The organism is Enterococcus sp. AN402, from assembly GCF_040719405.1.
In the GTDB taxonomy this organism is placed as follows: Bacteria; Bacillota; Bacilli; order Lactobacillales; family Enterococcaceae; genus Enterococcus; species Enterococcus faecalis.
Genome location: NZ_JBFDTM010000004.1, coordinates 588,584 through 615,244, shown reverse-complemented (window position 1 = coordinate 615,244; position 26,661 = coordinate 588,584). Strand labels below are relative to the sequence as shown.

The 26,661-nt window shown below is 37.9% G+C and carries 22 protein-coding genes and 1 other annotated feature; of the genes, 6 read left to right on the top strand and 16 right to left on the bottom strand.

Features of this window, described 5'->3' with window-relative positions:
• The first annotated feature begins 44 nt into the window (after positions 1–44).
• Positions 45–425 (top strand): MmcQ/YjbR family DNA-binding protein, encoded by a 381-nt coding sequence (locus tag AB1I62_RS04295; protein ID WP_048738153.1) that lies wholly within the window; start codon positions 45–47, stop codon positions 423–425.
• 143 nt (positions 426–568) lie between these two features.
• Here the strand turns inward: AB1I62_RS04295 and AB1I62_RS04290 are convergent, their stop codons facing one another.
• The 15 genes from AB1I62_RS04290 to opp1B form a co-directional block, all read right to left on the bottom strand.
• On the bottom strand, positions 569–991 hold the full coding sequence (locus AB1I62_RS04290; protein WP_010824467.1) for a hypothetical protein: 423 nt from the start codon (positions 989–991) through the stop codon (positions 569–571).
• 114 nt (positions 992–1,105) lie between these two features.
• Entirely contained in the window at positions 1,106–1,513 is a 408-nt protein-coding gene (locus AB1I62_RS04285) for a hypothetical protein (RefSeq protein WP_104859636.1), read from the bottom strand.
• Between the two features lie 232 nt (positions 1,514–1,745).
• Entirely contained in the window at positions 1,746–2,051 is a 306-nt protein-coding gene (locus tag AB1I62_RS04280; RefSeq protein WP_010824466.1) for a hypothetical protein, read from the bottom strand.
• Between the two features lie 16 nt (positions 2,052–2,067).
• Positions 2,068–2,409 carry a hypothetical protein gene (locus tag AB1I62_RS04275; RefSeq protein ID WP_010824465.1) on the bottom strand — a complete coding sequence of 114 codons (342 nt, stop codon included), beginning with the start codon at positions 2,407–2,409 and terminating at the stop codon, positions 2,068–2,070.
• 19 nt (positions 2,410–2,428) lie between these two features.
• Positions 2,429–11,863, bottom strand: coding sequence for a DUF6531 domain-containing protein (locus AB1I62_RS04270; protein ID WP_241689154.1), 9,435 nt, complete (start codon positions 11,861–11,863; stop codon positions 2,429–2,431).
• Positions 11,864–11,871: 8 nt separating this feature from the next.
• Entirely contained in the window at positions 11,872–12,525 is a 654-nt protein-coding gene (locus AB1I62_RS04265; protein WP_239660066.1) for a hypothetical protein, read from the bottom strand.
• The gene (locus tag AB1I62_RS04260) at positions 12,488–13,168 is read right to left on the bottom strand and encodes a class B sortase (RefSeq protein ID WP_010819806.1); all 681 of its coding nucleotides are present in this window, start codon (positions 13,166–13,168) and stop codon (positions 12,488–12,490) included. Before AB1I62_RS04260 ends, AB1I62_RS04265 begins: the two co-directional genes overlap by 38 nt.
• Before the next feature lie 360 nt (positions 13,169–13,528).
• Positions 13,529–13,888, bottom strand: a complete 360-nt coding sequence (gene rplT, locus AB1I62_RS04255; protein ID WP_002355799.1) for a 50S ribosomal protein L20 — start codon at positions 13,886–13,888, stop codon at positions 13,529–13,531.
• Positions 13,889–13,948: 60 nt separating this feature from the next.
• Positions 13,949–14,149: a 50S ribosomal protein L35 gene (gene rpmI / locus AB1I62_RS04250; protein WP_002355798.1), complete on the bottom strand. Its 201-nt coding sequence runs from the start codon at positions 14,147–14,149 to the stop codon at positions 13,949–13,951.
• A 113-nt stretch (positions 14,150–14,262) separates the two neighbouring features.
• Positions 14,263–14,784 (bottom strand): translation initiation factor IF-3, encoded by a 522-nt coding sequence (gene infC, locus AB1I62_RS04245; RefSeq protein ID WP_002355797.1) that lies wholly within the window; start codon positions 14,782–14,784, stop codon positions 14,263–14,265.
• A gap of 54 nt (positions 14,785–14,838) precedes the next feature.
• Positions 14,839–14,970, bottom strand: a sequence feature (ribosomal protein L20 leader region).
• A 213-nt stretch (positions 14,971–15,183) separates the two neighbouring features.
• Entirely contained in the window at positions 15,184–16,254 is a 1,071-nt protein-coding gene (locus tag AB1I62_RS04240) for an RNA-guided endonuclease TnpB family protein (RefSeq protein WP_002355796.1), read from the bottom strand.
• Between the two features lie 40 nt (positions 16,255–16,294).
• A complete protein-coding gene (gene opp1F, locus AB1I62_RS04235; protein ID WP_002361357.1) occupies positions 16,295–17,251 on the bottom strand; it encodes an oligopeptide ABC transporter ATP-binding protein Opp1F in 957 nt (318 codons plus the stop codon).
• Positions 17,251–18,309 carry an oligopeptide ABC transporter ATP-binding protein Opp1D gene (gene opp1D, locus AB1I62_RS04230; RefSeq protein WP_002355794.1) on the bottom strand — a complete coding sequence of 353 codons (1,059 nt, stop codon included), beginning with the start codon at positions 18,307–18,309 and terminating at the stop codon, positions 17,251–17,253. The genes opp1F and opp1D overlap by 1 nt, the downstream gene beginning before the upstream one ends.
• A 9-nt stretch (positions 18,310–18,318) precedes the next feature.
• A complete protein-coding gene (gene opp1C / locus AB1I62_RS04225; RefSeq protein WP_002355787.1) occupies positions 18,319–19,371 on the bottom strand; it encodes an oligopeptide ABC transporter permease Opp1C in 1,053 nt (350 codons plus the stop codon).
• A complete protein-coding gene (gene opp1B / locus AB1I62_RS04220) occupies positions 19,371–20,312 on the bottom strand; it encodes an oligopeptide ABC transporter permease Opp1B (RefSeq protein WP_002381304.1) in 942 nt (313 codons plus the stop codon). Before opp1B ends, opp1C begins: the two co-directional genes overlap by 1 nt.
• 90 nt (positions 20,313–20,402) lie before the next feature.
• On the opposite strand from opp1B, the gene AB1I62_RS04215 reads away from it, so the two are divergent.
• A complete protein-coding gene (locus AB1I62_RS04215) occupies positions 20,403–20,753 on the top strand; it encodes a DUF3899 domain-containing protein (RefSeq protein ID WP_367019123.1) in 351 nt (116 codons plus the stop codon).
• 78 nt (positions 20,754–20,831) lie between these two features.
• On the opposite strand, the gene opp1A is transcribed toward AB1I62_RS04215, so the two are convergent.
• Positions 20,832–22,502 carry an oligopeptide ABC transporter substrate-binding protein Opp1A gene (gene opp1A, locus AB1I62_RS04210; protein ID WP_010816372.1) on the bottom strand — a complete coding sequence of 557 codons (1,671 nt, stop codon included), beginning with the start codon at positions 22,500–22,502 and terminating at the stop codon, positions 20,832–20,834.
• Between the two features lie 243 nt (positions 22,503–22,745).
• On the opposite strand from opp1A, the gene AB1I62_RS04205 reads away from it, so the two are divergent.
• The 4 genes from AB1I62_RS04205 to mvaD all read left to right on the top strand — a co-directional run bounded on the left by AB1I62_RS04205 (position 22,746) and on the right by mvaD (position 26,660).
• Positions 22,746–23,819: an FUSC family protein gene (locus AB1I62_RS04205; protein WP_002355782.1), complete on the top strand. Its 1,074-nt coding sequence runs from the start codon at positions 22,746–22,748 to the stop codon at positions 23,817–23,819.
• On the top strand, positions 23,816–24,451 hold the full coding sequence (locus AB1I62_RS04200; RefSeq protein WP_048736929.1) for a pentapeptide repeat-containing protein: 636 nt from the start codon (positions 23,816–23,818) through the stop codon (positions 24,449–24,451). Before AB1I62_RS04205 ends, AB1I62_RS04200 begins: the two co-directional genes overlap by 4 nt.
• Before the next feature lie 269 nt (positions 24,452–24,720).
• A complete protein-coding gene (gene mvk / locus AB1I62_RS04195) occupies positions 24,721–25,665 on the top strand; it encodes a mevalonate kinase (RefSeq protein WP_048736931.1) in 945 nt (314 codons plus the stop codon).
• The gene (gene mvaD / locus AB1I62_RS04190; RefSeq protein WP_002355778.1) at positions 25,665–26,660 is read left to right on the top strand and encodes a diphosphomevalonate decarboxylase; all 996 of its coding nucleotides are present in this window, start codon (positions 25,665–25,667) and stop codon (positions 26,658–26,660) included. The genes mvk and mvaD overlap by 1 nt, the downstream gene beginning before the upstream one ends.
• Position 26,661 lies beyond the last annotated feature (1 nt).

Sequence of the window (26,661 nt, the reverse complement as noted above, 5' to 3'; positions counted from 1 at the left end):
GAACGAAGTAATTTTATGTAATTTTTGCTATGATGTAAATAGATATGCCTAGCCTTAACGAAAGGAAGAAACCTATGACTTTTCAAGAAACTATTAGCGCCTATATCCAAGAACGTTATCAGATAACGCCCGATTTCCCTTTTGAAAAACACCCAGACTATCTCGTCTTTCGTCATCCTAGAAATGCAAAATGGTTTGCTTTAATTATGCCACTGGATGCACAACTGCTCGGCGCTACCGAGAATAAGCAGCTCACTATTTTAACCGTTAAACTTGCGCCTGAATTGATTGCCTTATTAAAGAACCAACCTGGCTATTTTCCTGCCTATCATATGAATAAAGAGCATTGGTTAAGTCTTTCTGAAGAAATTCCGCTCTCACAAATTTTTTCATTTATAGGTGAAAGTTACCAACGGAGTTATTAAAGGAACGTACTAAGAGTAGAGCCTGAGATAAAAATCACTTTGGCTTTTTGTCTCAGGCATAGAAAATAATAAAGGCTTGATATTTTGCCCCAACCTTGTTGATAGATAGCACTTTCCTCTGGATTTTTGATACTAACATTTGTTTAAGCATTCTCGCCAAAGACAAAATAGACGATCAGAAGCGTCAAAATGAAACCCACGACAATTAGTAGTACTCTTTTTCCATTTTTTTGAGCGGATTTATCTTCATGGAGTTCTAATACTGTGGCTAAACGTTTAAGTTCTTCCGTTGTAAAGGAACACTCTATTCGTAATAAATTAATTTTTTCAGGTTCAATATTTGTTCGTTCAGAGAGTTGCTCATTGGAGAAAGTTGAATTCTTGACTGCTTCTTTTATGTTTAGAAATTGTTTTTGTTTTGGAGCGACAAAAAAAGCGTGATACACATACGTGACTAGTGGAACGATTACAATAATTAAACTAGTTAACTCGAAAAAAACCGCGATGATTCCTAAAATTGCCATGATTAGTATAAAGCTAAACCCAATTATTTTATTCTTATTCATTTTTAACTCCTTTTTTTGCTAATTTGATTAATTTATTTGAAGTCTACTCAACCTATTTAATATAATTAATTCTACGACTAGTCTTGGAAAAATTTTCATTGATGTTCTTTCTGTTCAAATCCTTACAGGTCGCAGTAACTGCGGCCATCTCTGCCAATGCATAGCTGGTATTGCAGCAGCTGCTGTCCCTCCGCTGGCAACTCCTACAAAAGCATCGAGAACACCACTACCAGCAGTCCCTGCTGCAAAGGTTAATCCCGCTCCAACATATTCTGTTGCTGCTTGCGCTAAACCTGCTAGCTGTCCGATAAATACTCCTGTATTATAGGCCGGATTCTGCTTAATCCAGTCTTGTTCTAGCCATCTTGACAATCTCGAATTGATTGGTAGTATTATCCCATTATTGGATAATGACTGTTTAATAACGCCGGCACCAAAGGCGACCCCAGACTTCGCTTTCTCTACTACTTGTTTTCCTACTTTTTTCGCTGTCTGATAGAACTTCGGCAAAGTATTCTTCAAAGATTTGCCCCAGTTTCTCAGTAAGTTCTGGCCTTCTTTTGTCTTCGGTTTGCCTTTACTACCTGTTGCTTTTTGGTAGTCTGCGGTTGGTATCCTTAGCTAAGCAAGGGGAACCTAGCGGTTCTTTTCCTTAATCTATAAACGGTATCAGTAACGAAACAAACTGATACCGTTTATAAATATTAGACTTAACTATTTAGCCCAACAATAGATACAAGTGCCTCTATCTTAACTAAAGACTTTTCCACCATTTATCCGACTTAAAATCATTTGGAATGTTTTCCTCACTAAATTCTTCTACTCCTAAATTTTCTAATTCATCAAACCACAAATTTCTTTTTGAAATTGGCAGTTTTGTACTACACCAAGGACAATAATTTATTTCTATTGATGATTCTTCACCATCGTGAATTATTAGCCCATATTCATCATATTTCGGAATATAAACAATCAATACATCTGGATTTTGATATAATTCAGAATTCAATCCATTATCATCTTTTGTAAAATTATTCATATTTTCGCAACAATAACTCATATTTCCATGTCTCCTTTTATAGGATATTTAATTCTAAGAAAAATCCTTTTTTATCATTTGTTTCTGAAAGCAAGTAATATCGAGTTTGTTTTTTTAAAACACTTTTCAAATATGATGTTGCTCTTCCATATTCTAAAAAGTCAACTAATTCTTTAAAAAATATTCTTTCTTTTTGCTCTGTACTGTCTTTTAATTTTACGATAATTAAATATTGTTCTTCTTTTTGTAAATAGCTGACCTTTTTTTCTAGAATGTACTCTTCCCTACATTCTAAAAAAGAATCTATTTCGGACCAAATACCAATTTCATAACTACAGTCTAAATCACTTTTTAACATTTTAATTTGATTCAAATCCATATATTTACATCTCCTTAAACTATTTCGGAATATAATACCCGCCTTTTTTAGGGGAATGAACAGATATAATTCCTCCAGATTCATTTGTCACTACCTTATTTCCTCTTTTATCTACATATTCCCAAGTTTTCCGTCCAAATCCGTCTATTTTAGACTTCCGATTATTTTTATTATTTGTAATTATAGAGTCAATGACTTCTTTTGAAAAACCTCGTTCATTAGCTCGTTCAGCTCCATGCTCCGAAAAAGAATGTCCTCCTGGAGTTTTGTCTCCAGTCTTAATCTCCTTACTTGAACTACTCGAACTATAATTCCTAGAATTAAAATTATTCTGCAGTACCTTACTGGCATGCGCTCCAATTGCTGCAGTAGCCGCAGTAACTGCGGCCATCTCTGCCACTGCCATAGCTGGTATTGCAGCAGCTGCTGTCCCTCCGCTGGCAACACCTACAAATGCATCAAGAATACCACTACCAGCAGTCCCTGCTGCAAAGGTTAATCCCGCTCCAACATATTCTGTTGCTGCTTGCGCTAAACCTGCTAGCTGTCCGATAAATACTCCTGTATTATAGGCTGGATTCTGCTTAATCCAATCTTGTTCTAGCCATCTTGACAATCTCGAATTGATTGGTAGTATTATCCCATTATTGGATAATGACTGTTTAATAACGCCGGCACCAAAGGCGACCCCGGACTTTGCTTTCTCTACTACTTGTTTTCCTACTTTTTTCGCCGTCTGACAGAACTTCGTCAAAGTATTCTTCAAAGATTTGCCCCAGTTTCTCAGTAAGTTCTGGCCTTCTTTTGTCTTCGGTTTGCCTTTACTACCTGTTGCTTTTTGGTAGTCTGCGGTTAAACGTTGTTGGCGTTGGGCTGTTTGTATCGCTTGGATTTGTGCATAGCTTAGAGTACTTTGGCTACTTGGTGCACCGCTTGCGACGGGATAGCCGCTATAGTAGCTGTAGCCACTATAATTGGCGGAGGCTGGTTGCCAATAGTTAGTTCCTCCTCCAGAGAAATAATTACTTACGGTATTATAGGCAGTTCTCGCAAAGTTGGTGACGCCAGAATAAACCGAACTTGCGACTTGTTTGACACCGTTCCACACGCTACTCGCTACTTGCTTCACACCATTCCAAACAGTGCTGACAACTTTTTTCGCGGTATTATACACATTGCTAACGACTTGTTTTGCTTTATTAACTACTTTACTGGCCGTTTTTTTGATACCTGACCACACGTTTTGGAACCAATTTTTCTTATGTCCCGTTGGGTCGGTATAGTTGATTGGGTTGTTTTCGACATACGTGTAGCCGTTTTGGCTTAATGGATTATCTTCTTCCCCTTCGTAACTGTCTTGGGTCAGGAAGGTGCTACTGTGGCTGTCATAGTAACGAGCTCTGAGGTAATGATAACCTGTAATGTCCTGTGCTTCTCCAGTATACCCATAAGGATTGCCAGTGTCATCTTTTTCTGTTGGTCTGCCGAAAACGCTGTAGTGAGTCGTGTTGGTTATTTTTTCTCCTTGGACTAAACCGGTGACACTGCCACGGGCATCGGTCAAGTATTGATAATCTTCGTTCGTTTGATGATTGGTATAACTGAGTCGTTCATGGCCGTACGTGTACGTCTCTCGTGTTTTCTTTTCATCATCATACGTTTGCAGAACTTGGGTACTTTCTTGATTGACATCATTGACATAGTTGCGCACTTCGTAGTAATTGTACGTATCTTCCCTAGTTGTATAAGGGATTAACACGTCATTCACTTCGGAAGAATAAGTGACTTTCCCTTCACCAGGCCGCTTGCCTAAGCTTGGTGGATTGACTACAATCCCTTCTTCGTTCGCTCGATCTTTCGCGATTTTTTGATGGTAGGCACGTGAAATAGTATCAAAAGCCTCCAACCAAAGATCGCCAACGGTTTCTGGTAAACTTGAAAGTGCTTGGAGAACGTTGCCTGTAAATCCGTACCAGAAAAGAGAATTCTCTTCGCCGTTGGGACTAGTCGCTGGGGATTTACGGCGATCGTCTGGCACGTGTTTCGCTGCGACTTTGCTTTTTTTCTCTTGACGTTTAAAGAGTTGATAGGCGGTCGTTTTTTCTGTGCGACTCGCTGTGAAGACCCGATTATTTTCGCCGTCATAAAGTGCTGCTAATAGTAAGCCTTGATTATCTTTGACTGCTAGTAAGCGATTTTCTGTGTCATAAATATAGTCTAGTGTTTCATCGGTGCCACTTTGTTTCAGACGATTACCGTTCTTATCGTATTCATAAGTGATGGTCTCCTGATCGTTTTTCATACGCAACAGGCGATTGTTGTCGTCATAAGTGAACTCAGTTTTTACTTCTTGCCCAGCAATGGTTTCCGTACTGGTTAATTTATTGCCTGCTTGATCGTAAGTGTAGTTATACGTTGCAAGTTCCTGTTTTTTCTTCTTATCAAAAACGGTCATCTGAACGACTTGTCCTAAGCTATCGTATTCATAAGTTTGTACAACGGTTTTGCCAGCTTGTGTAATGACTTCTTCTGAAATAAAGGTATCGGCATTATATTCATAACGATAGGATGCCAGTTCTTTGCCTTTTTTGTTACGATGCACAATTTCTTCAACACGATTGTCCAAACGATAAGTTAGCGTTGAAGTCGTGCCATCTTTGCGCTTGATTTTGGTCATGTTGCCAGCATCGTCATATTCGTAAGTCGTCGTTTGGTTCTCTTTGTCAGTGACTTTGGTTAAACGGTCCAATTCATCATAGCTGTACTTGACTTCAGACTTGTCGGCGTAAGTCATTTTTTTGATGTTGCCATAATCATCATACGTGTACTTAATCAAGCTGCCGTCGCCTTGGCGGACACCAGTTATTTCGTCTTCGTCGTTGTATTCGTATTGGGTTTGTCCCGTTAAGTCATTCATGGAAATTCGACGTCCTTCTGAATCATAAGTGTACATCACGGTACCATCTGCTTTTTCTGAATAATTGACTTGCAGCAGTTGATCCAGCTTGTTGTAATCATAGGAAATCGTTTTGCCATTGGCTTGTTTGACACTTTCTAAACGATCGTCCGCATCATAGGTGTATTTTGTGGTGTCACCTAAGCTATTGACTTTTTCCACGACATTCGATAGTTCATCGTATTTATATTTGGTGACTTTACCATTGCCATTGGTCATCTCGGTAATATTGCCGACAGAATCATACGCGTAGCTGGTTGTCGCCGCTTTTGCGCCAGTTCCGGTAGTGGCTTCAAGTAGTTGATCTGCTTTGTCATAGCTGTAGCTAGTCACTCGTTGTCCGCCAGAAGTAACTTTAGTTAAATTGTTATTGCCGTCGTATGAAAATTCGTTGAAAGCCCCTTCACTTGAAATAATTTTCGTTAAGCGGTCATCTTGGTCATATTGATAAGCCGTGACTTGTCCAGCGGTATTGGTTTCGCTTGTTAAGCGATCTCCTGTATCATAGGTCTTAGAACTTTTTTGACCTAATGCGTTAATGGTTTCGGTTAGATTACCGTTTGGATCATAGTTGTAGGTTTCTTTCCGTTGACCGTTAATGGTTCGTGTCGTCAGCTGACCGACTGGATCATACTCATAAGAAGTCTTGCGTCCGGTTGGTGTAGAAACGGTTTTTAATTGATCTAAAACATCATAACTGTAGTTGGTTTTGATGCCACTTGGACTGACGGTTTGCGCTAAATTCCCTGCTTCATCATAGGTAAACGTAGTCGTTAAGTCTGCTGGATTGGTCGTTTTCAGCAAGCGCCCCGCTTTATCATAATCATAAGTTGTAACCCGTTTTGATTGATCTTCTTGTTTGATTAAATTCCCAGCAACATCATAGGTATAGCTTTGCGATAAACCTTTCGGTGCCAATTGTTGGCTTAAACGTCCTAATTTATCATAAGCGTAACTGTATTTAGCGCCGTTCGGTAAAGTCCGTTTGATGGCTTGGCCGTAAAGATTATTTTCATAAGTTGTTTTGTGGCTGTTTTCATCTGTTTCTGATAAAAGTCCGCCTGCTTGATCATAGGTATATTTACTGATACCACCAGTCGGTTTCGTGATACTAGTAACACGGTTCATTGAATCATAGGTATAGCTAGTACGATTTTCTTCGCCGCTTGTTTCAGTTAAAAGGTTGCCTAAATGATCATAAGAATACTTTTGGACAGCACCTGTGGGACTAACTTTTTCAGTTAGACGATTCAGGGGATCGTATTTCAAGGCTGTTGTATTCTTTTTTGCATCGGTATAAAGGATCAAGTTTTGATTGGCATCGTAACCGTAACTGGTTTTTTCGCCCTTTTCATCTGTGATACTCGAGACATTCCCTAAAATATCATAGGTGTAAACCATCTTCCCGCCAGCTGGATTTGTTTCTGTAACAATTTGGTTGATTGCATCATACGTATAAGCCGTGCTACGTCCTTTTGCATCGGTTGTTTCGGTTAAATTGCCATTTTCGTCATAGGTATAGGTTGACTTCTTCCCTTCGACATCCGTGGACGTCAGCAGATTGCCCATGACGTCATACGTGAATGTTTCGCTGGTTTTGTCTGCATAAACAATTTTTGTAACGTTGTTTTGTTCGTCATATTCATAGGTTGTGACTTCCCCTAAGCTGTTTGTTTCTGTCAGCCTTTCACCCGACGCATTATACGTATAGGTTTCATCTAATCCCTGGTTGTCTTTTAAATGGACCACACGATTACTTGCATCATATTCGTATTCAGTGATTAAACCGTTAGAGTGTGTTTCTTTGACTAACCGATCTAATTCATCATAGGTATTCGTTAATGTGGAACCATCAGGATTTTCAACTTTTTCTGTTTGAGCAGTCGGTGTATATGAAAGCTTGTAGACATTGCCATTTTCATCGGTAATAGCGGTCGGATAGCCTAGTCCATTATATGCATAGACCTTTTTATTACCTAAAGCATCAGTTGCGCTGGTTATCTGCTCAATTTGACTGTAGGAATACTTTGTTTGGTTGCCTAAGCCGTCTGTAACTGTTTCTGGTAAATTATGACCATTATAAGTGGTGCTGGTGGTATAGCCCGCTGCATCAGTTACACTGGCTTGGTTGCCGTTGCCATCATAGGCAATTTTGGTTTGATTGCCTAGCGGATCCGTAATTGTCGCTAAGGCGCCACCTTTTGTATAGCTATAAATAGTTTCTTTGCCACGAGCGTCGATGAACGAAAGAACGTTGCCCATTTTGTCATAGGTGTACGTACTTGTTTTTTGATTTGGATACGTGACTTTTGTTACATTTCCTAACGAATCATAGGTATAGTTTGTTGTTCTGTTATTAGTTGTTTCACTTAATTTGTTACCATTTTCATCGTAGGTATACGTGGTGACAATTCCAGCTTCGTCTGTCCGTTTAATAATCCAGCCTAAATCGTTGTATTCATTTGATACTTGGGTGCCATCAGGTTTCTCTGCTTTGACCAAATTACCCGTGTCATCATAAGTATTACTGGTCACTTGTTTCAGTGGATCGGTCATTGTGGCGATTTGATTCGTAATGTCGTCATACGTGTAAGTCGTTGTTTTTCCCGCTTCATTCGTATCACTTAGCAAACGGCCTAATGCATCTCTTTGGTAGGTTAATGTTTGGCCAGCCGCATTGGTTTCACTTAGTAAGCGTTGATGTTGATCATAGGTATAGGTTGTCGTCTGTCCTTCTGGATTGGTCATCTTAATCTGATTACCCATACCGTCATAAGCATACGTATAGCTACCACCAGTGGCATTGGTCATACTCAACTTGTTGCCAACTGCATCATAAGTGAATGTCGACGTAAAGCCGTTACCGTCTGTTTGGGCTATTACTTGACCAGCACCATCGTAGGTATAACTGGTCGTTTGTCCGTCTGGGGTCGTTTCGCTGGTTTTGCGTCCTTCACCATCATAGGTCATCGTTGTGATGCCGCCTAATGGGTTTGTCATGCTAACAGGAAGTCCGTGAGCATTATAGGTGATACTAGTCACACCCTCTAGAGGATTGATAATTTTGTCCAAAAAGGCACCCGAATAACTATAAGTCGTTTGGTTACCCTCAGAATCAGTGGTACTCGTTATACGCCCTTGTTTATCAACAGCAAAGGTCATTTTGCCTTGCTGATTGATTTGGCTAGAGAGTAAATTCCCTGCTTTGTCATACGTATATAATGTCTTGGTTCCATCAAAATCGACTTCACTAGTGATGTGATTTTTATCATCATAAGTAGCTTTTTTAACAGCGCCGTCAAAACGCGTTTTCGTCAGCTGATTCCCCTTTTTATCATAGGTGTAGCTAGAAGTTTGTCCTAGTTCGTTCGTCTCACTGATTAGACGATTCTCGGCATCATAAGCTTTGACAACACTTGTGTCATCAGGATAGCTGATTTGAGTTGTGCGGTATTGTTTGTCATAGTGATACGTTGTGACCGCACCATTGCCGTCTGTTGTAATTGTTTGTCCGTTGCTGTACACCAACGTTGACACAGCGCCTGTTCCGTCAACTTGTTTGACAACACGAGCTTCTTTATCATAGGTATTTTCAATAATTTTATTGCCATTGCCGTCATACCAAGCAGTCATTAGACCTTCTTTGTTGTATTCATAACGTGTTTTGACCCCTATCGCATCAGTAAAACCAATCAAATGTCCTTCGTTATCGTATTCATAGGCTAATTTAGCGCCGTTGGGTACCGTAATATTGCTGATATAGCCCTCTTCGTTCATGGTAATGTTGTACATGGTGCCTGTTGGATCAGTAATAGCAGTTAATTGCGCATTTTTATTGTAATCAAATTTCGTTACGTTGCCTTTTTCATCTTTTTGGCTAGTTAGCAGACCAAAATAATTAAAGGTTTTCTCTTGGTTATCATTGTCTGTGATTTGATACTCTTTCACCTTATATTTTTCTTTGCCATTGCCAAAATCGGCTTCTTTCGTTTCTTTTTCTTTGACTGTCATCGTTAAATCATAACCTGCTGGCGCAAGGTATTTGTTGCCTTCTTTTTTAAATTTCAGAATACTGCCATCTGTTCGTGTATAATAAAGGTTTTCTTTTTCATCACTAGTGACTTGTTCATTGAAAGCAAAAGACCAACCACGTCCAAAAAGACTATTGATGTCCGCTCCTTTGGAATTGTACGTTCGCGTAATTTCAAAATTGCTAGTTAAGCTAGGAATCGTAACATCCGTCCGATCTAGATAAAAATTGCCTGTATTCAAATTAATCGGTTCAAAACCGAACTCGCAATGCAGACCACGTCCCATTAATAAGCTATCAATATCTTGTTTGGTTCCATCTGAAAGCTTCGGTGGATTATATGGCTTGTTCGCATTTTTCTTGGGATTGCGAATAAACAGTGTATTATTTTGTAAAAGCAACATGTCTTGTACTCGATTGTCATAAACAATTTGAGCTAATGGTACGCCATAATAAGCAGCGATTTTAGGTAACGTATCATATTGCGTCACTTTGTAAATGACAAATTTTTCACTACTCTTTTTCCCGCTAGAACGGCCATCTTTTTTACTTTCTGCATCAATCGTGTAAACCGTATTGTGGGTTGGCGCGGTAAACGGAATCCCTGTTTGCCAATTAGAAAGTTTATCTCGGTATTTCGTGGTTCCTTTTGGAAAATAAGAGTCAAATAGACTTGAATTAGGATACTTATAAGAATAACTAGCAAACGATTGTCCAGCAAAGTCTTTGCCTTTATCACTCAAGCTATAATCCAAAATCGCACCTGGTGTTGTTAATCCGTCTGCAAAAACACCTTGAAACTGCAATTTCCCTTTTTTATCCGCTGTCATCATGGATCGTAAAGCAACGGTCGTATCTTTAATTGGATAATGGATATCAACTGGATCAGGAATCGACCAATTAATCGTTAAACTTGGGCGTTTATCAGGTGTAAAATCAAATTGTCCTGGACCACCTGTTGAATAGGTCGTATAAAAAGCTCCACCATAATCATTTTCATTGGTTGCCTGAACGACTATCCCATAATTTTTGCTCGTTCCTTGTACCCAACTATTAACCGCATCACGAATATCAAATTGATGCAGCCCATATTTGGCACTACTAATTGCTTTTTCGCCTGTTGGCTCTTGTGATAAGCCGACTGAATTATCCCATGTCAATGTATCAATATTAAAGTCTTCTGTCAGTTTATAACTAGAAAACGTCGCATTGGTTTGCGGATACTGAATGTATTGATACAAATTATAGGTAGCACTATCAATCTTTGCCTCTTTAGGAATTTTCGAAAAGTCATAATTAATTTTTGAATAAATCCTTGTCCGTCCAACATCTTTTGCATTCCCGATTCCGGTCATTTCTTGCGTAATATAGCCAACATAGCCATAGCCGCGCCCTTGATAGGTTCCATGTACTGAACTAGTGACCGTATCAATTAAATTTTCGGTAGGAACGGTTACTGTTGGATCAATCCGAACAGGATAAACACGTGCTTCATCTGCTAACCATTCTTGACTGGCGTCAACCGTTAATTCATAATGATCTTCTTGTTTCTGAAGACTAAGTGTAATGTCTTCACTTGTTTCACCAGCTTGATCCATCATTTGTGGCGCCGATAAAACAAACAGCACTTCTTTTTGACCTTTTTTCCGAATTAGGACTTGATTACTCTCTAAAAAAGCTGAATACTTTTCAGTAGAAAACTGATACACAAATTGATGTTTTTCCCGCCATTTTTCTAAAATAATTTCTTCTTTGACACCTTTATCCGTCACCGTGTACTGAACATCATCACCTTCGTCAACATTGTTATAAAGAAGCGCATTTTCTTTAACTGTCACATTTTTATAAACCTTATCCTTTGGCATTAACTCTAACGTATCCTCGCCTTTTGATACTTGAACCCCTTGATTTTGATCCATTTTATCTGGTAAAACGACTGCTACAGGACTGCTACTCGGTTTAAAAATAGTTTTATCCTCTTCGTTCACCGACACCAGACTTAAATCGACAGGAACCTCAATTTCTTCTTCATTTTTATATGTTTTAACGTCACTGTTAATATAGGTGATAAAATGTGTGTCATCTACTTTATAAATCTGTTCCTGACCATTTTCTAAAATCGGCTCACCATATTTTGTTTTTAACGATTCTTCCTCTTTATTAAGCTTCTTCTCTTCGACCTCGGGCAAGTGCAGAGCATATTCTTTGTTTCCATCGTCAATTTTTTTCTTGCCATCTAATTCTGAAGGAGAAGTTTCTGTTTCTTTGAACGATGTGTCCTCTGTTTGGTTCTGGGTCTCTGGAACGACTGACTCTTGAACATTCTCTACCGTTTCTTTATAATAATTTTTTGCCTTATTTTGTTCAACAGTATCCTGAATCTCTTCCGCATAAGCGAAAGGCATACTCCCCATTAATAAATGCACCAACACAACATACTTAATAATTTTTTCTATCCTTTTTTTCAATTTTACCCCTACTCCCTTTTTTTTGATTGAAATAGCTCTTTATAAACAATTCCAATTGAAATAACTATATCTGTTAGAAACATGACTATCGGATTAATACTCGGTAAAAATATTCGTATCCCTATAGATATACTTAATAAAAAGAAAACCCCCAACAACAATTGTCTAAATAACCGATTTTTCCAACAAAATGATTCATTTAAAAAGTTTTCTAAGCAATAGTAAAGAAAAATAAACCGTGCACTTCCTTGTATATAAGTCGTTAATATCCAAATTAAACGCTTTGTCCCTTCATAGGAAATTTCTGTTGTACGGTAGAGCATTTCTCCCAATAGCCCTAGAAGAACTCCTGATAGAAGCATCACCAACAAATAATTTTTTAAAGCTCGTCGTACTTTTTTCTTTGAAGATACCTTACGATAAAATAGATAAAATAAATACAGGAAAAGACCTACGCCTAGACTTACTAATGTTACACCAATCCCATAACTAATAATTCTATTAAATGAGTCTTCTAGTCTAGAAGTAACTATTCCATTTAAAAATAAATAACTTCCCATTCCATAAAACATTACTCCTACAACATACAGAGTAAAATAAAATTTCTTTATTCCTTCCCCTAGACTACTCTTCACTTTTGTTCCGTTCCCTTTCTCTTGCATGAACAACAAACCTTCTCTCCCCATCTTTTTCATCACAAGTCGACAATATCAAAAGTTTCCCGTGCGCTTGGGCAACAGATTTACGATAATGGCCTTGTGCTTGTTTTGAATATTCCTCAATCCTTTCCTGGTAATCATTCACAGCCTTTAAATCCCCTAAATGATACGTTTCAAACAAATGCTCATCTGTAAAACGATAGGCTGCAAAAACTTCATACTCAATCACTTCTTGCTGTGTTCGAATGGTAATTCTACGATTCGTCTCAAAAAAATTTGTATCTGCAAAATTCGATAGTGTTCCAAACATCGATCCATCTCTCGTAGAATGTCCATAAATAATCGTGACAGGGTCCTTAAAATCTTTCCTATTGACTCCCTCAGTAAAAACCGCACCATAAATGGTTTCATTATGATCAACATCATGCGTAAGATAATAACTATCCTCTGTTAAATGTTGTGCTACAGGATAATGAATACTTGTACCCTCAACATCTAACTGAGCATATACATCTGAATTACTATGAAAAGCAGTTTGGCTTTTATTAACACTTAATTCTGACTTTATATTTTCTACATCTAGAAATTTCAGCCAACAGATTCCTAAAACAAAAATTAAAACAACAAGCGTTAGAAATTGTTTCAACAAATCCCTCCTAATTAGTTATAAACTTCATACATCTCCAATAAAACATTATCATATAAAATTAAAAAAATAGAAATATAATCATTTAAAATATTATCACAATATTCAAAACAATGAAATAGTAATTAACCTTTAAAAAATAAGCTATAAAACCTTTGAAATAAATAAAAATATTTATTGATTAAAATTAACATCTCCTAGTTGTTTTTATTCGATAAATAAAAACAACAAACATTAATTATAATTAATTATTTATATAATTTTATTAAAATTATTTTTAAGCATGATAATATTTGGCTATTTAAATAAAGATAAAAAAACACCCTACTCAAGGAGTAGGGTGTGAAAGATTATTTAAGCTTATTTGCTTAAAGCGTCTTTTGCTTGTTCAGCTAACGCTGTAAATGCTGCTGCATCGTTAACGGCTAAGTCAGCTAACATTTTGCGGTTGATATCAATCTCTGCCAATTTCAAACCGTGCATTAATTTAGAATAGCTTAAGCCATTCATGCGAGCTGCCGCGTTGATACGTGCAATCCATAATTTACGGAAGTCACGTTTCTTTTGACGACGGTCTCTGAATGCATAGTAATAAGAGTTCATTACTTGTTCTTTTGCTGATTTAAATAAAGTATGTTTTGATCCGTAGTAGCCTTTCGCTAACTTAAGGACTTTTTTACGACGTTTACGGGTTACTGTTCCACCTTTAACACGTGCCATGTTGAATTCCTCCTAATATCTTGTTTCTCTTGACGGTAATCTAAAAGTCACCGAGTTGTTTTATTTCATTCTTGCTAATTGTTGGCGGATACGTTTGTAATCGCCTTTTGCAACCATGCTTGCTTTACGCAATTGACGGCGTTGTTTTTTAGTTTTACCGTGGAAACGGTGAGATGTAAAGGCACGGCCACGTTTTAAGCCGCCTCCACCAGTACGTTTTACACGTTTTGCTAATCCGCGGTGTGTTTTTTGTTTTGGCATGACTAATTTTCCTCCTCAAAATCTTTGCTTCAAGTGAAAGACTCTAACAGTCACAACTGTCGAATATCCTTCTTGTAGAAATTACCAAAAGTCCGAATGCTCGGTCTCTTCGTTTACTTGTCGTTTTTCGGTGCCAGCGTTAGAAACATGCTGCGTCCGTCCATTTTCGCTTTTTGTTCCACTGTGGCGATGTCCGCAGTTTCTTCAGCTAAGCGATCAAGAACTTTCTGACCAATCTCTTTATGGGTAATGGCACGGCCTTTGAAACGGATAGAAGCTTTCACTTTGTCTCCTTTTTCTAAGAACTTACGCGCATTACGAAGTTTTGTATTGAAGTCATTTACGTCAATTGTTGGACTTAAACGAACTTCTTTGACGTTGATCACTTTTTGTTTCTTGCGAGCTTCACGCTCTTTCTTTTGTTGTTCGAAACGGAATTTTCCATAATCCATAATTCGCGCAACTGGTGGTTTCGCTCCTGGCGCTACAAGTACTAAATCCAAGTTTGCAGATTCAGCGATTTGTAATGCTTCTGCTTTGGTTTTTACACCTAATTGTTCACCATCTTGTCCGATCAAACGTAACTCGCGTGCACGAATGCCGTCGTTAACCATCATATCCTTTGCTATGGTCATTCACCTCCAAAATTTTTAAGAGAAAATCCTAACGGAAGTCTGCTTTGTTTGCTAAATGCAATAAAAAAACAGGTTCCTATCCAGAACCCGCCAACAGTCTGCCTTACTTAAAAAAATAAGGAATACTTTATCTAGCCCAGCGATATACTCAACTAAGGCGAGAAGCGGGGGCTTCTGCTTTCATTTCTCAACTTCACTAGTTTACCTTAGATTATCCTAGTTGTCAATATATTTCCTCAAAAAAAAACGAATCTAGCACTAGATTCGTTTGAACTCGTATTTTGATCATTAATAATTAGTGGACTGTCCCAATGTGACTTCCTAGAAACAAATGGTTCAACACATGGTGTACATTTTCTATCCCCTAGGCGATCCCTGTAGTCCCTACAGTTCTTCTATTTATAAGGTTTCTCGTTTAGACAAGCCACGTTCTAAGATTTTTTGGCTTCTAAGATACTCTGAATTTTCTGTACTTTCAGAAAAAGACAACTCTGTTTCGATCTCCTCTGACTCAATACAAATGAGTTCTTTGCCATACCATTGTGCTTTATACAACAGTTTAGCTAAAAATAAAGACCAAGCTAGTTCAGAACGATCATGTTTTGGCGGCCGCTCATTACTGTGATGGGCTTTTTCAATACAAATAACATCGTAACTTGAAACCAATTCCGTTGTAATTTTGTTTAAAATATCCGTCCGTTGGTTGGCTATTTTTTCGCGAATTTTTGCGACTTTTATTTTTTGTTTTTGATAATTTTTTGCTTGCGAAAGATCGACACCTTTTTCTAAAGCAATCATTTTACGCTTGTTTAATTTTCGTTCTTCTTGACGTAGTTTTTGCTTTAAATGCTTTGAACAATAGCTTTTTTCGAAGCTTTCACCATTCGAAAGCAGCGCAAATTTTTCCCTACTGCTACAAATTCCCACCATTTTTTGTTGCTTTGTTTTCGTTTCAATCGGCGCTTCACACAAAATGGAAACATAATAATTGTGACTCGCACTCATAGAAATAGTTACAGATTTTATCTCCCCCAGCGGTTGGCGGTGTACCTTCATTTTAATTAAAGATTTCAATTTAGGTACTTTCAAATAACGATTATCCAAAATTTTGACCGTGCCATGTTGATTGTTCGTAGTGTAGGAATGCACCGTTTCTTTCTTTTTCTTTTTTGGAAATCCCATCCCTTTTTCCCGATAAAAATTTTTAAAGGCTCGATCCAAATAAACTTGTGCATTTGCCAAGGCTAAACTATCAACTTCTCTGAGGACAGGGTATTGTTTCTTATATTTAGCTGGCGTTGGCATTTTAAACGTTTGTTGAGGATTTTTTCGCATCTCTTTGTAGATATCAATCCGGTCTTGTAACATTAAATTATACACCAATCGAACACAAGAAAATGTTTTTTGAATAAACTCTTCTTGTTTTGAGGTTGGATAAAGTCTGTATTTATAAGCTTTCAGAGCCTTCATCTCATAACCACCCTACCAAGATAGTTAGAAAAGAAGCTGGTTATAAACCAGCTTTTCTTTTCTTCTCTTCAATTTTTTCACGGTACATTGCAACTTCGTCTTCAGCACAATAAACATAGTGTCCATTGAGAATTTCACGGAGCTCACGATCTTTCCCATCTGCCGCTGCAGGCTGGTAAACGATCCGTTTACGTGTGCGTTCATAGTCTGGATCTGGTAATGGAATCGCAGAAAGTAAACTTTCTGTATAAGGATGAACGCCGAAATTATAGACATCATCACTTGTGCCCATTTCCAATAATTTCCCACTGTGCATTACGCCAATTCGGTCACTGATATGTTTTACCATCGATAAGTCATGTGCAATAAACAAGTAAGTTAAGCCTTGTTCTTTTTGTAAATCTTGTAATAAGTTTACTACTTGAGCTTGAATCGACACATCCAAAGCCGAAATCGGCTCATCACAGATAATGAAACGTGGATTAACCGCTAAAGCACGAGCAATCCCAATCCGTTGACGTTGCCCACCAGAAAACTCATGAGGATAACGCGTACTGTGACTTGGATTTAATCCCACCGTTTTTAAAAGTTCATTGACTTTTTCTTCCCGCTCTTTTGGTGTTTTAGCTAATCCATTGACATCGATTCCTTCAGCAATAATATCATTGACTTTCATTCTTGGATTCAATGAAGCATATGGATCTTGGAAGATCATTTGAACATCGCGGCGGAATGCTTGCATGTCCGCTTTTGATTTAATTTTGCTAATGTCTTTTCCATCGAAAAGAATTTCACCAGCAGTTGGATCATATAAACGAATGACACTGCGACCAGTTGTTGATTTTCCACTTCCTGATTCGCCAACTAATCCAAAGGTTTCGCCTTCAAAAATATGAAAACTAATGTCATCAATGGCTTTTACTTCGTCTTTACGACCAACATTGAAATACTGTTTCAAACCAGTGACTTCTAATAGGACTTTTTTCTCTTCTGCCATTAATTACTACCTCCTGGATTTTTTTGACGCTCTGCATAAATTGCCCAACGACGAACAATCTCTGCTGGAGGCGTAACTTTTGGTGCTTGTGGTGCTAATAACCACGTTGCTGCTTTGTGTGTCGGTGATACTTCAAAATAAGGTGGTTCTTTTTCTGTATCAATTTTTAAAGCAAACTCATTCCGTGGATAGAAGGCATCTCCAGTTGGTGGATCTAATAAATCTGGAGGTGAACCTGGAATCGCATAAAGTTTGTCTTCTGTTCCTTCCATCGTTGGCATTGACCCTAAAAGTCCCCAAGTATATGGATGTTGTGGATTATAGAAAATTTCTTCTGCTGTTCCCACTTCAACCAGACGTCCACCGTACATGACAGCGACACGGTCAGCCACGTTCGCTACTACCCCTAAATCATGGGTAATGAAAATAATCGAAGTGCTAATTTTTTCTTGTAAGTCTTTTAATAACTCTAAAATTTGTGCTTGGATGGTTACATCCAACGCTGTAGTTGGTTCATCTGCAATTAGAACTTCTGGATAACAAATTAAAGCAATTGCAATGACAATCCGTTGACGTTGTCCACCAGAAAATTGGTGCGGATAGTTTTTCAAACGTTTTTCAGCATTAGGAATGCCGACTAATTTTAGTAATTCTAATGCTTGCGCTAAGCCTTCTTTTTTTGAGACTTTATTATGTTTGATTAATGATTCCGCCACTTGTTTGCCAATTGGCATCGTTGGGTCTAATGAAGTCATCGGATCTTGGAAAATCATTGCGATTTCTTTACCACGAATGGCTTGCATTTGTTTTTCTGTTTTATGAACAATATCTTGCCCTTTAAACAAAATTTCCCCGTTATCAATATTGGCATTACTGCTCAACAAACGCATAATACTGCGAGTTGTAACAGATTTACCACTCCCTGATTCACCTACGATGGCTAACGTTTCACCTTTATAAAGATCAAAACTCACACCACGAATGGCGTTGACTTTACCTGCAAACGTATCAAAGGAGATTCTTAAGTCTTTAACTTCTAATACTTTTTCCATAGTCATTCACCACTCTTACTCTTTCATCTTAGGATCAAATGCGTCACGTAAACCATCAGCTAACAAGTTGAAACAAATCATGATAACTGAAAGTGTTGCCGCTGGAATCCACATTAAATATGGAAGGAAACGGAAAGTTTTGTATCCTTCGTTTAACAAGGTTCCTAAAGATGCGGTTGGTGGACGTAAGCCTAACCCAATAAAACTTAGGAACGCTTCAAAGAAAATTGCCGATGGGATACTGAACATCATTTGGACAATAATGACACTTGAGATATTCGGTAAAATATGTTTAATAGCAATTTTCCAACGAGATTCGCCCAATGTTTCTGCTGCCATGACAAACTCTTGGTCTTTTAGTTTCATGGTCTGGGCTCGCACAATCCTGGCCATTGATATCCAGTTTGTAATAACCATGGCTAAAACAATCGAAACAATCCCTGGATCAAAGACTGTTAGCATCAAGATCATAACAACTAAGTTAGGAATACCAGAAAGAACTTCTAAAATACGTTGCATCACTGTATCGACACGACCGCCGACTAACCCGGAAATCAGTCCATACGTTACCCCAATCGTAATATCTAGAATTGCCGCGATAAACGCAATTAACAAGGAAATACGTGTTCCCATAAATAAACGACTTAGGACATCACGACCTAAACCATCTGTTCCTAGATAAAAGTTTACGTTATCTGGAACGTTTGCTTGTGCATATTTATCAACTAATTGACCAGCAACTGTTGTTTTACCATTTAAACCATTCACGCTTTCCAAGCCAGGAATTCGTGGTGGTAAGTTAATGTAAGAAACATTTTGTTTCGTTGGGTTATGTGGTGAAACCCAAATGGTAATAATAGAGATAAAGATAATAACTGCTAAGAAACTCATTGAGATAACTGCAGCTTTATTCTTTTTCAAACGACGCCATGAGTCTTGTAAGAAACTTAAAGACGGTGTGGCGATACGCTCTCTTTCTTTTAGAGTTGAAGTGTTTAGAGGCTGAAACTCATCTGCCGGAATATCTTTAATCGCTTGTGGTAGATTATTTTTATTGACTGTTTCCATTAGCCTTTTGCACCTCCTGATACGCGAATTCTTGGATCAATTAAACCATAAAGTAAGTCAACAATCAGAATTACAACAACTAACATTGTTGAATACAAAATAGTTACTGCCATAATTGTTGGATAGTCGTTTGTCATAATTGATTTTACAAACTGTTCCCCAATTCCAGGGATGGCAAAAATATTTTCTACTACTAAAGAACCTGTCATTAAACCAACGGCTAAAGGTCCTAATAAGGTAATCAATGGAATTAAACTGTTTCTTAACCCGTGGCGGAATGCAACTTGCCAGCGACTCAAGCCTTTTGCTTTGGCTAATTCGACATAATCACTATGCAAGACCTCTACCATCTCGGTTCGAATAAACCTAGCCGAATCGGCCATTGGACTCATTGCCAAGGCAATAGTTGGTAAAATTGTGTAGGCAAAACCATTCCACATAGCAATTGGTAAGATTCTTAATTTCATTGCAAAAATGTATTGTAATAATACCGCGAAAACAAAGTTTGGAATAGAACGACCTAAAATGGCTAACAATGTTGCCAACGTATCTACCCAAGTATTTTGACGCATCGCTGCGATAATCCCCAATAAAATACCGACTAACGTACCAAAGATAATCGCTTGTCCTCCCAGTTGAAGGGATGGCCCAATTCGACCAGCTAATAACTTAGCAACAGGTTGGTTTTTAAATTGGAATGAAATACCAAAGTCTCCCGTTACCAGGTTCTTTAAGTAAATTCCGTATTGAACAATCACTGGTTTATCTAAGCCAGATTGTTTATTCAACATAGCGATTGTTTCTGGACTAAGTTTTTCTTGGTTGGTATAAGGCGTACCTGGTAATAATTGCATTAAGAAAAACGTAATCGTTGCGATTAACCACAAAGTGATAATCATGAAAAAGATCCGTTTAAGAAAATATTTTCCAAAACTATTCAATAATGACACCTCCGAGATTTTTTTGACTTCCTCAGTTATTTTCGTTAAAGTAATGACTAGATAGACCACAATAATAGATAGGGTGAACACATGAAAACTTTTAAATGTCCAATTATTACAGCCGTTATTTCCAGTATCGGCATTTTTCTTTACTTATTAATAAGTAAAGAACCTATCACTACCTCCTCATTATCAGATACCTTCTTTATCGTTTCGCTTTTCTTTTTAATTATCGGCATTGCTTTATGGATTATGTCCTCTGGCTTTTTCGATAACTTTCAGCGCTCAATGAAAAACGCGTTTCGTTTTAAAAAGAAAAATGAACCGAAAGAGTTTATCCCGCTTTCAGTCATTGGCGATGCACATCGCTCTTTCTGGCTAAAAACTGGGGGCATCTTACTGATTCTGTCTTTAGGCTTTCTACTATTTTACTTGGTCTAAGACAAGATAGCAAGAGGACCGTTGCCTTTTATTCCATGGCAAAGGTCCTTTTTTGTTTGCTATCGATCTTTTGTCAGGTTATTCTGAAATGTATGCCCATTTGTAGTCATACGTTGCGCCAGCAGGATGAACTGCGACATCTTTGACTTTTTCAGCACGTAAATGCGCTTCTGATTTTTGGAATAATGGTACCACACCCATGTCTCCCATAATCGTTTTCTCTGCATTTAACATATCATCCCAACGTTTTTCAGGATTTGTCGCATCTGCACTACTTGCAGCTTTCACTAACTTGTCAAACTCTGGATTGTTATAACGTCCACGGTTATATGAGTTATCTGAAGCAAATAAGTCTAAGAAACTACTTGGATCAGCATAGTCAGCACTCCAACCACCGATTACTGCATCAAAGTCGCCTTTGTTTGAACGATCTAAACGAACAGAGAATGGAACCGGACTAACCGTTACCTTCACACCATCTAAAGCATCTTGAATTGACCCTTGAACAAATTCAACTGTTTTCTTAGAAGAATCTGCATCTGAAGAAAGAATATCCATTGTTAAGGTTGAAATCCCCAATTCTTTTTTCGCTTTTTCCCAGTATTCTTTAGCTTTTTTCGTATCATATTCAATTTGACTACCTGCTTCTTTAGCAAAGTCTTTGCCGCCACTTGGGTCTTTTGCCATATCTGCTGGTACTAAACCGTTTGGCTCGATAGAACCATCCCCTAAGATTGATTCAACTAACGCTTTACGGTCGATTGAGTAAGAAATTGCTTTACGTAAGTTCGCATTTCTAAATGGTGATTTTTCATCACGTTGATTTAGTTCCATATATTGTGTTGATGCTTCTTTTTGACTAACAAAAGCTGGGTCATTGGCCATTTGTTGGGCTAATTCACCAGAAAGAACGACATCGTCTGTTTGTCCATCTTGGAACAAGTTCAACGCAGTTGGTGATTCTTTCACGACATTCACATCTACTGAGTCCAGTTTCACTGTGTCTTTATCCCAATATTGATCGTTTTTCTTGAATGACCATTTTGTATCTGTACCAGGACCATCAAAGCCGTCTAAGACGAATGGACCATTGTAGACAGCACTTTCGCTGTTTGATGCATAATTTTTACCATATTTTTCCACAATATCTTGACGTTGCGGGAAGAATGATGGGAAAGCTAATAAGTAATCAAAGTATGGTGTTGCTTTTTCTAGAGTGATTTCTAATTCTGTATCACTGACTGCTTTAATTCCTAATTCTGATTTATCTTTTTCCCCTTTAGCAATGGCATCACCATTTTTTACAGAGGCATACAGATAAGCATATTCAGAAGCTGTCGCTGGATCAACTGTTCGTTGCCATCCGTAAACATAGTCATTAGCAGTCACTGGTTTACCGTCTGACCATTTTGCATCTTTATTTAATTTAATTTTGTATGTTAGTCCATCTTCAGAAACTTCTGCTTTTTCCGCTGCACCTGCAGGTTGGACTTTGTTATCTTTGTCTAAACGATAAATTCCTTCATATACATTATTTAATGCAATAAAACTAATTCTGTCTGTTGCTAGTGATAAATCAGCTGTTGGCATTTCTTGTTGTTCTGTGACACGTAAAACTTGTTCGCCACTTGCCTTACCGCCACCAGACGCGCTTGAGCTATCTGACGTTCCGCCGCCTCCACAAGCCGCTAAAGTTGTTACGCTAAATAATGTAATCACACCGAATGTTAATGACTTTTTCAATTTCATAGTGTTGCCTCCTAAAATAATACAATCTGTATTTTCTGAAAAATCAGAATTTAATAATTATTTATTGCTATGGAATATATCTTACATTTTTCATATTAAAATTGCAAGTCAAAATGTTAACTTTTTTTAATTTTTCTTCTCTTCCTATCAGAAACCACTCTTTTTCTTCCTGTCTTTTATTGCAATTCTTTTGTCAGTTTTCTAAACATTATGGTAAATTAGGAAGTAAAGGAGTGACAAAATATGAAAAATTCTACGTTTTTAAAGGATTTGTTTGCTATCGATAAAGCAAATGACGAATTATTTCGGTTAGTTGGTGTCGCAATTTGTATGGCAATTCCATTATTAATTGGTTATTTTTCCAATAATTTACTCATTGGGACCTTTGGCTCGATGGGCATTTATACGTTTATTTATTATCAGCCGCTTCCTTTGCCCCAATTATTGCGCAGACTGAATATTGTTGGCTTTTTTATTGTTCTGGGCAACAGCTTAGGAATGCTAAGTCACCATGTACCTTGGTTGATTCCCATTACAATTGCCATCGTCGCTTTTCTTGCACGCTTACTTTTTAGATTGTATGGCATTGAGAAGCCTGGTGCTTTGTTAGTTATCATGTCAACCGCAATGGGAACAAGCAACAATTTTCCTTTACATAAGATTCCCATCATGGCCAGTTTTGTTCTTTTAGGAGTAGTGACCGGCATTATCATGGGCATTGTGCTTCATTTCATCGACAAGCGCCCCTACGTTTTTCAAAAACGGATGTCTCTTCAAGAACGACTTTATATCGATCCCGCTTCTTTATTAGATGCTTTGCATTATGCGGCCATTTTATTTTTAGCGGCTTATTTAAGCCAATCGCTTCATTTAGTCAACGCCTATTGGATGACGTTTACTTGCGCAGCCATTTTACAAGGGGAAAATTTACATTCTGTGATGCAGCGAAATGTTCAACGGATTCTAGGTACGAGTCTTGGTTTGTTGCTTTCTGCAATTTTATTAATGATTCCCTTTACACCTTTACAAACAATCGGTATCATTAGTATTCTGTATGCAGCTTTTGAAGGATTCATTAACAGAAACTATGCGATTGCCAGCTTTTTTATTACCCCGATGTCCTTATTATTATCAAATCTTGCACGACAGCAAGTCATTAGTAATCTTTTAAACTATCGATTAGTCGGGATTGTGTTAGGTAGTTTGCTTGGTTTTGCCGGCGCTTATGTTTTCACAACTGCGCTACGTTTCTATAATCGGGCCTACTCAATTGATGAAACCTTTGAAAATCAACAAGAAGAAAGAGGCGTTTTATGAAAATAACTTATCCCTTACCACCAAATTTGCCAGAACAACTTCCTCTATTAACGAACTGTCAATTAGAAGATGAGGCAATCTTAGAAAATCATTTGTATCAGCAGATTGATTTACCGAATCAAGAAGTTCGTAACTTAGTCTTTCGGGATGCTGTTTTCGATCATCTTTCATTAGCAAATGGCCAGTTTGCTTCTTTTGATTGTAGTAATGTGCGTTTTGAATCTTGCGATTTTTCTAACGTCGAATGGCTGTCTGGTAGTTTTCATCGAGTGACTTTCCTTCGTTGCAATTTGACAGGAACGAATTTTGCAGATAGCTATTTAAAAGATTGTCTATTTGAAGATTGCAAAGCCGATTATGCTTCTTTTCGTTTTGCAAATTTTAATCTTGTTCACTTTAATCAGACACGTTTAGTCGAAAGTGAATTTTTCGAGGTCACCTGGAAGAAACTCCTGCTAGAAGCTTGCGATTTAACCGAAAGTAATTGGCTAAATACTTCTTTAAAAGGATTGGATTTTTCCCAAAATACCTTTGAACGCTTGACTTTCTCACCAAACTATTTATCAGGTCTTAAAGTCACCCCTGAACAAGCCATTTATTTGGCAAGTGCCCTTGGTTTGGTGATTACCTAAGAAAATTTTAAAAAAATAGCCGAATAACTGGTTCTGTCGGTTCTTTCTTATTAAATTGTTATTAATTTTTTGGAAAAACCAACGGAACCATTTTACTTGTGCCTTATTTTTAGGTAAACTATCTTAGGTTAAGCAATCTCTTTTTTTGGAACAAGAGAAACTTTTGGAATCATTTCCTATAAATCATGAAGAGATTATGACAAACGTTCTTCTAATCCAAGAACGTCTTTTGTCCTATACTCGATTCTACTCAAAAGGAATGTCAGTGAATGAATATAAAAAAACAAGGCCTCGGTCAAGCGACGGGAAAAATCATTTTAATGGGGGAACACGCCGTTGTTTACGGCGAACCAGCAATCGCCTTTCCTTTTCAAGCGACAGAAATCACAGCCGTCTTTACCCCGGCAAAAACTATGCAGATTGATTGTGCATATTTTACAGGATTGCTTGAAGACGTGCCCCAAGAGCTAGCAAATATCAAGGAAGTTGTTCAGCAAACCTTACATTTTTTAAAGGAAGATACGTTTAAAGGCACTTTGACCTTAACAAGTACGATTCCCGCTGAACGAGGAATGGGCTCAAGCGCAGCAACCGCTGTGGCCATCGTTCGAAGCCTTTTTGATTATTTTGATTACGCTTATACATATCAAGAATTGTTTGAGCTTGTTTCCTTAAGTGAGAAAATTGCTCATGGCAATCCTAGTGGTATCGATGCCGCAGCAACAAGCGGCGCTGATCCCTTATTTTTTACTAGAGGATTTCCGCCCACACATTTCTCGATGAATTTATCTAATGCCTACTTAGTAGTAGCTGATACGGGAATTAAAGGTCAAACACGTGAAGCAGTGAAAGACATTGCGCAGCTAGCTCAAAATAATCCCACAGCAATCGCTGAAACAATGAAACAATTAGGTTCTTTTACTAAAGAAGCGAAGCAGGCAATTTTACAAGATGATAAACAAAAATTAGGTCAGCTAATGACGTTAGCGCAAGAGCAACTCCAGCAATTAACCGTCAGCAACGATATGCTGGATCGACTAGTGGCTCTCTCTCTAGAACATGGCGCTCTAGGAGCAAAATTAACCGGCGGCGGTCGCGGTGGCTGTATGATTGCCTTAACAGATAATAAAAGGACCGCACAAACCATTGCACAGACTTTAGAAGAAAATGGAGCTGTTGCTACATGGATTCAATCATTAGAGGTGAAAAAGTAATGCTTTCAGGAAAAGCACGAGCGCATACAAATATTGCTCTGATTAAATATTGGGGAAAAGCCAATGAAGAATACATTTTACCAATGAATAGTAGTTTATCATTAACATTAGATGCCTTTTACACAGAAACAACTGTGACATTTGATGCCCATTATTCAGAAGATGTATTTATTTTAGATGGTATCTTGCAAAACGAAAAACAAACAAAAAAAGTCAAAGAATTTTTGAACCTTGTTCGTCAACAAGCCGATTGTACTTGGTTTGCAAAAGTGGAAAGTCAAAATTTTGTGCCTACTGCAGCCGGTTTGGCTTCTTCAGCGAGTGGTCTAGCTGCTTTAGCTGGGGCCTGTAACGTAGCTTTAGGATTAAATCTTTCAGCAAAAGACTTATCGCGTTTAGCGCGACGTGGTTCAGGTTCTGCTTGTCGTAGTATTTTTGGTGGTTTTGCTCAATGGAACAAAGGCCACTCTGATGAAACGTCGTTTGCTGAAAATATTCCAGCCAATAATTGGGAAAACGAATTGGCCATGCTCTTTATCTTAATTAATGATGGCGAAAAAGATGTTTCCAGCCGTGATGGAATGAAACGAACAGTAGAAACTTCTAGCTTTTATCAAGGTTGGTTGGACAATGTGGAAAAAGATTTATCACAAGTTCATGAAGCAATTAAAACAAAAGACTTCCCTCGTTTAGGAGAAATCATTGAAGCCAATGGGTTAAGGATGCATGGAACCACCTTAGGCGCTGTCCCTCCATTTACTTACTGGTCCCCAGGCAGCTTACAAGCGATGGCTTTAGTTCGCCAAGCACGGGCCAAAGGAATTCCTTGCTACTTTACAATGGATGCAGGTCCGAATGTCAAGGTTTTAGTCGAAAAGAAAAACTTAGAAGCATTAAAAACATTTTTAAGTGAACATTTTTCAAAAGAGCAGTTAGTCCCAGCTTTTGCTGGTCCCGGAATTGAATTGTTTGAAACGAAAGGAATGGATAAATAAG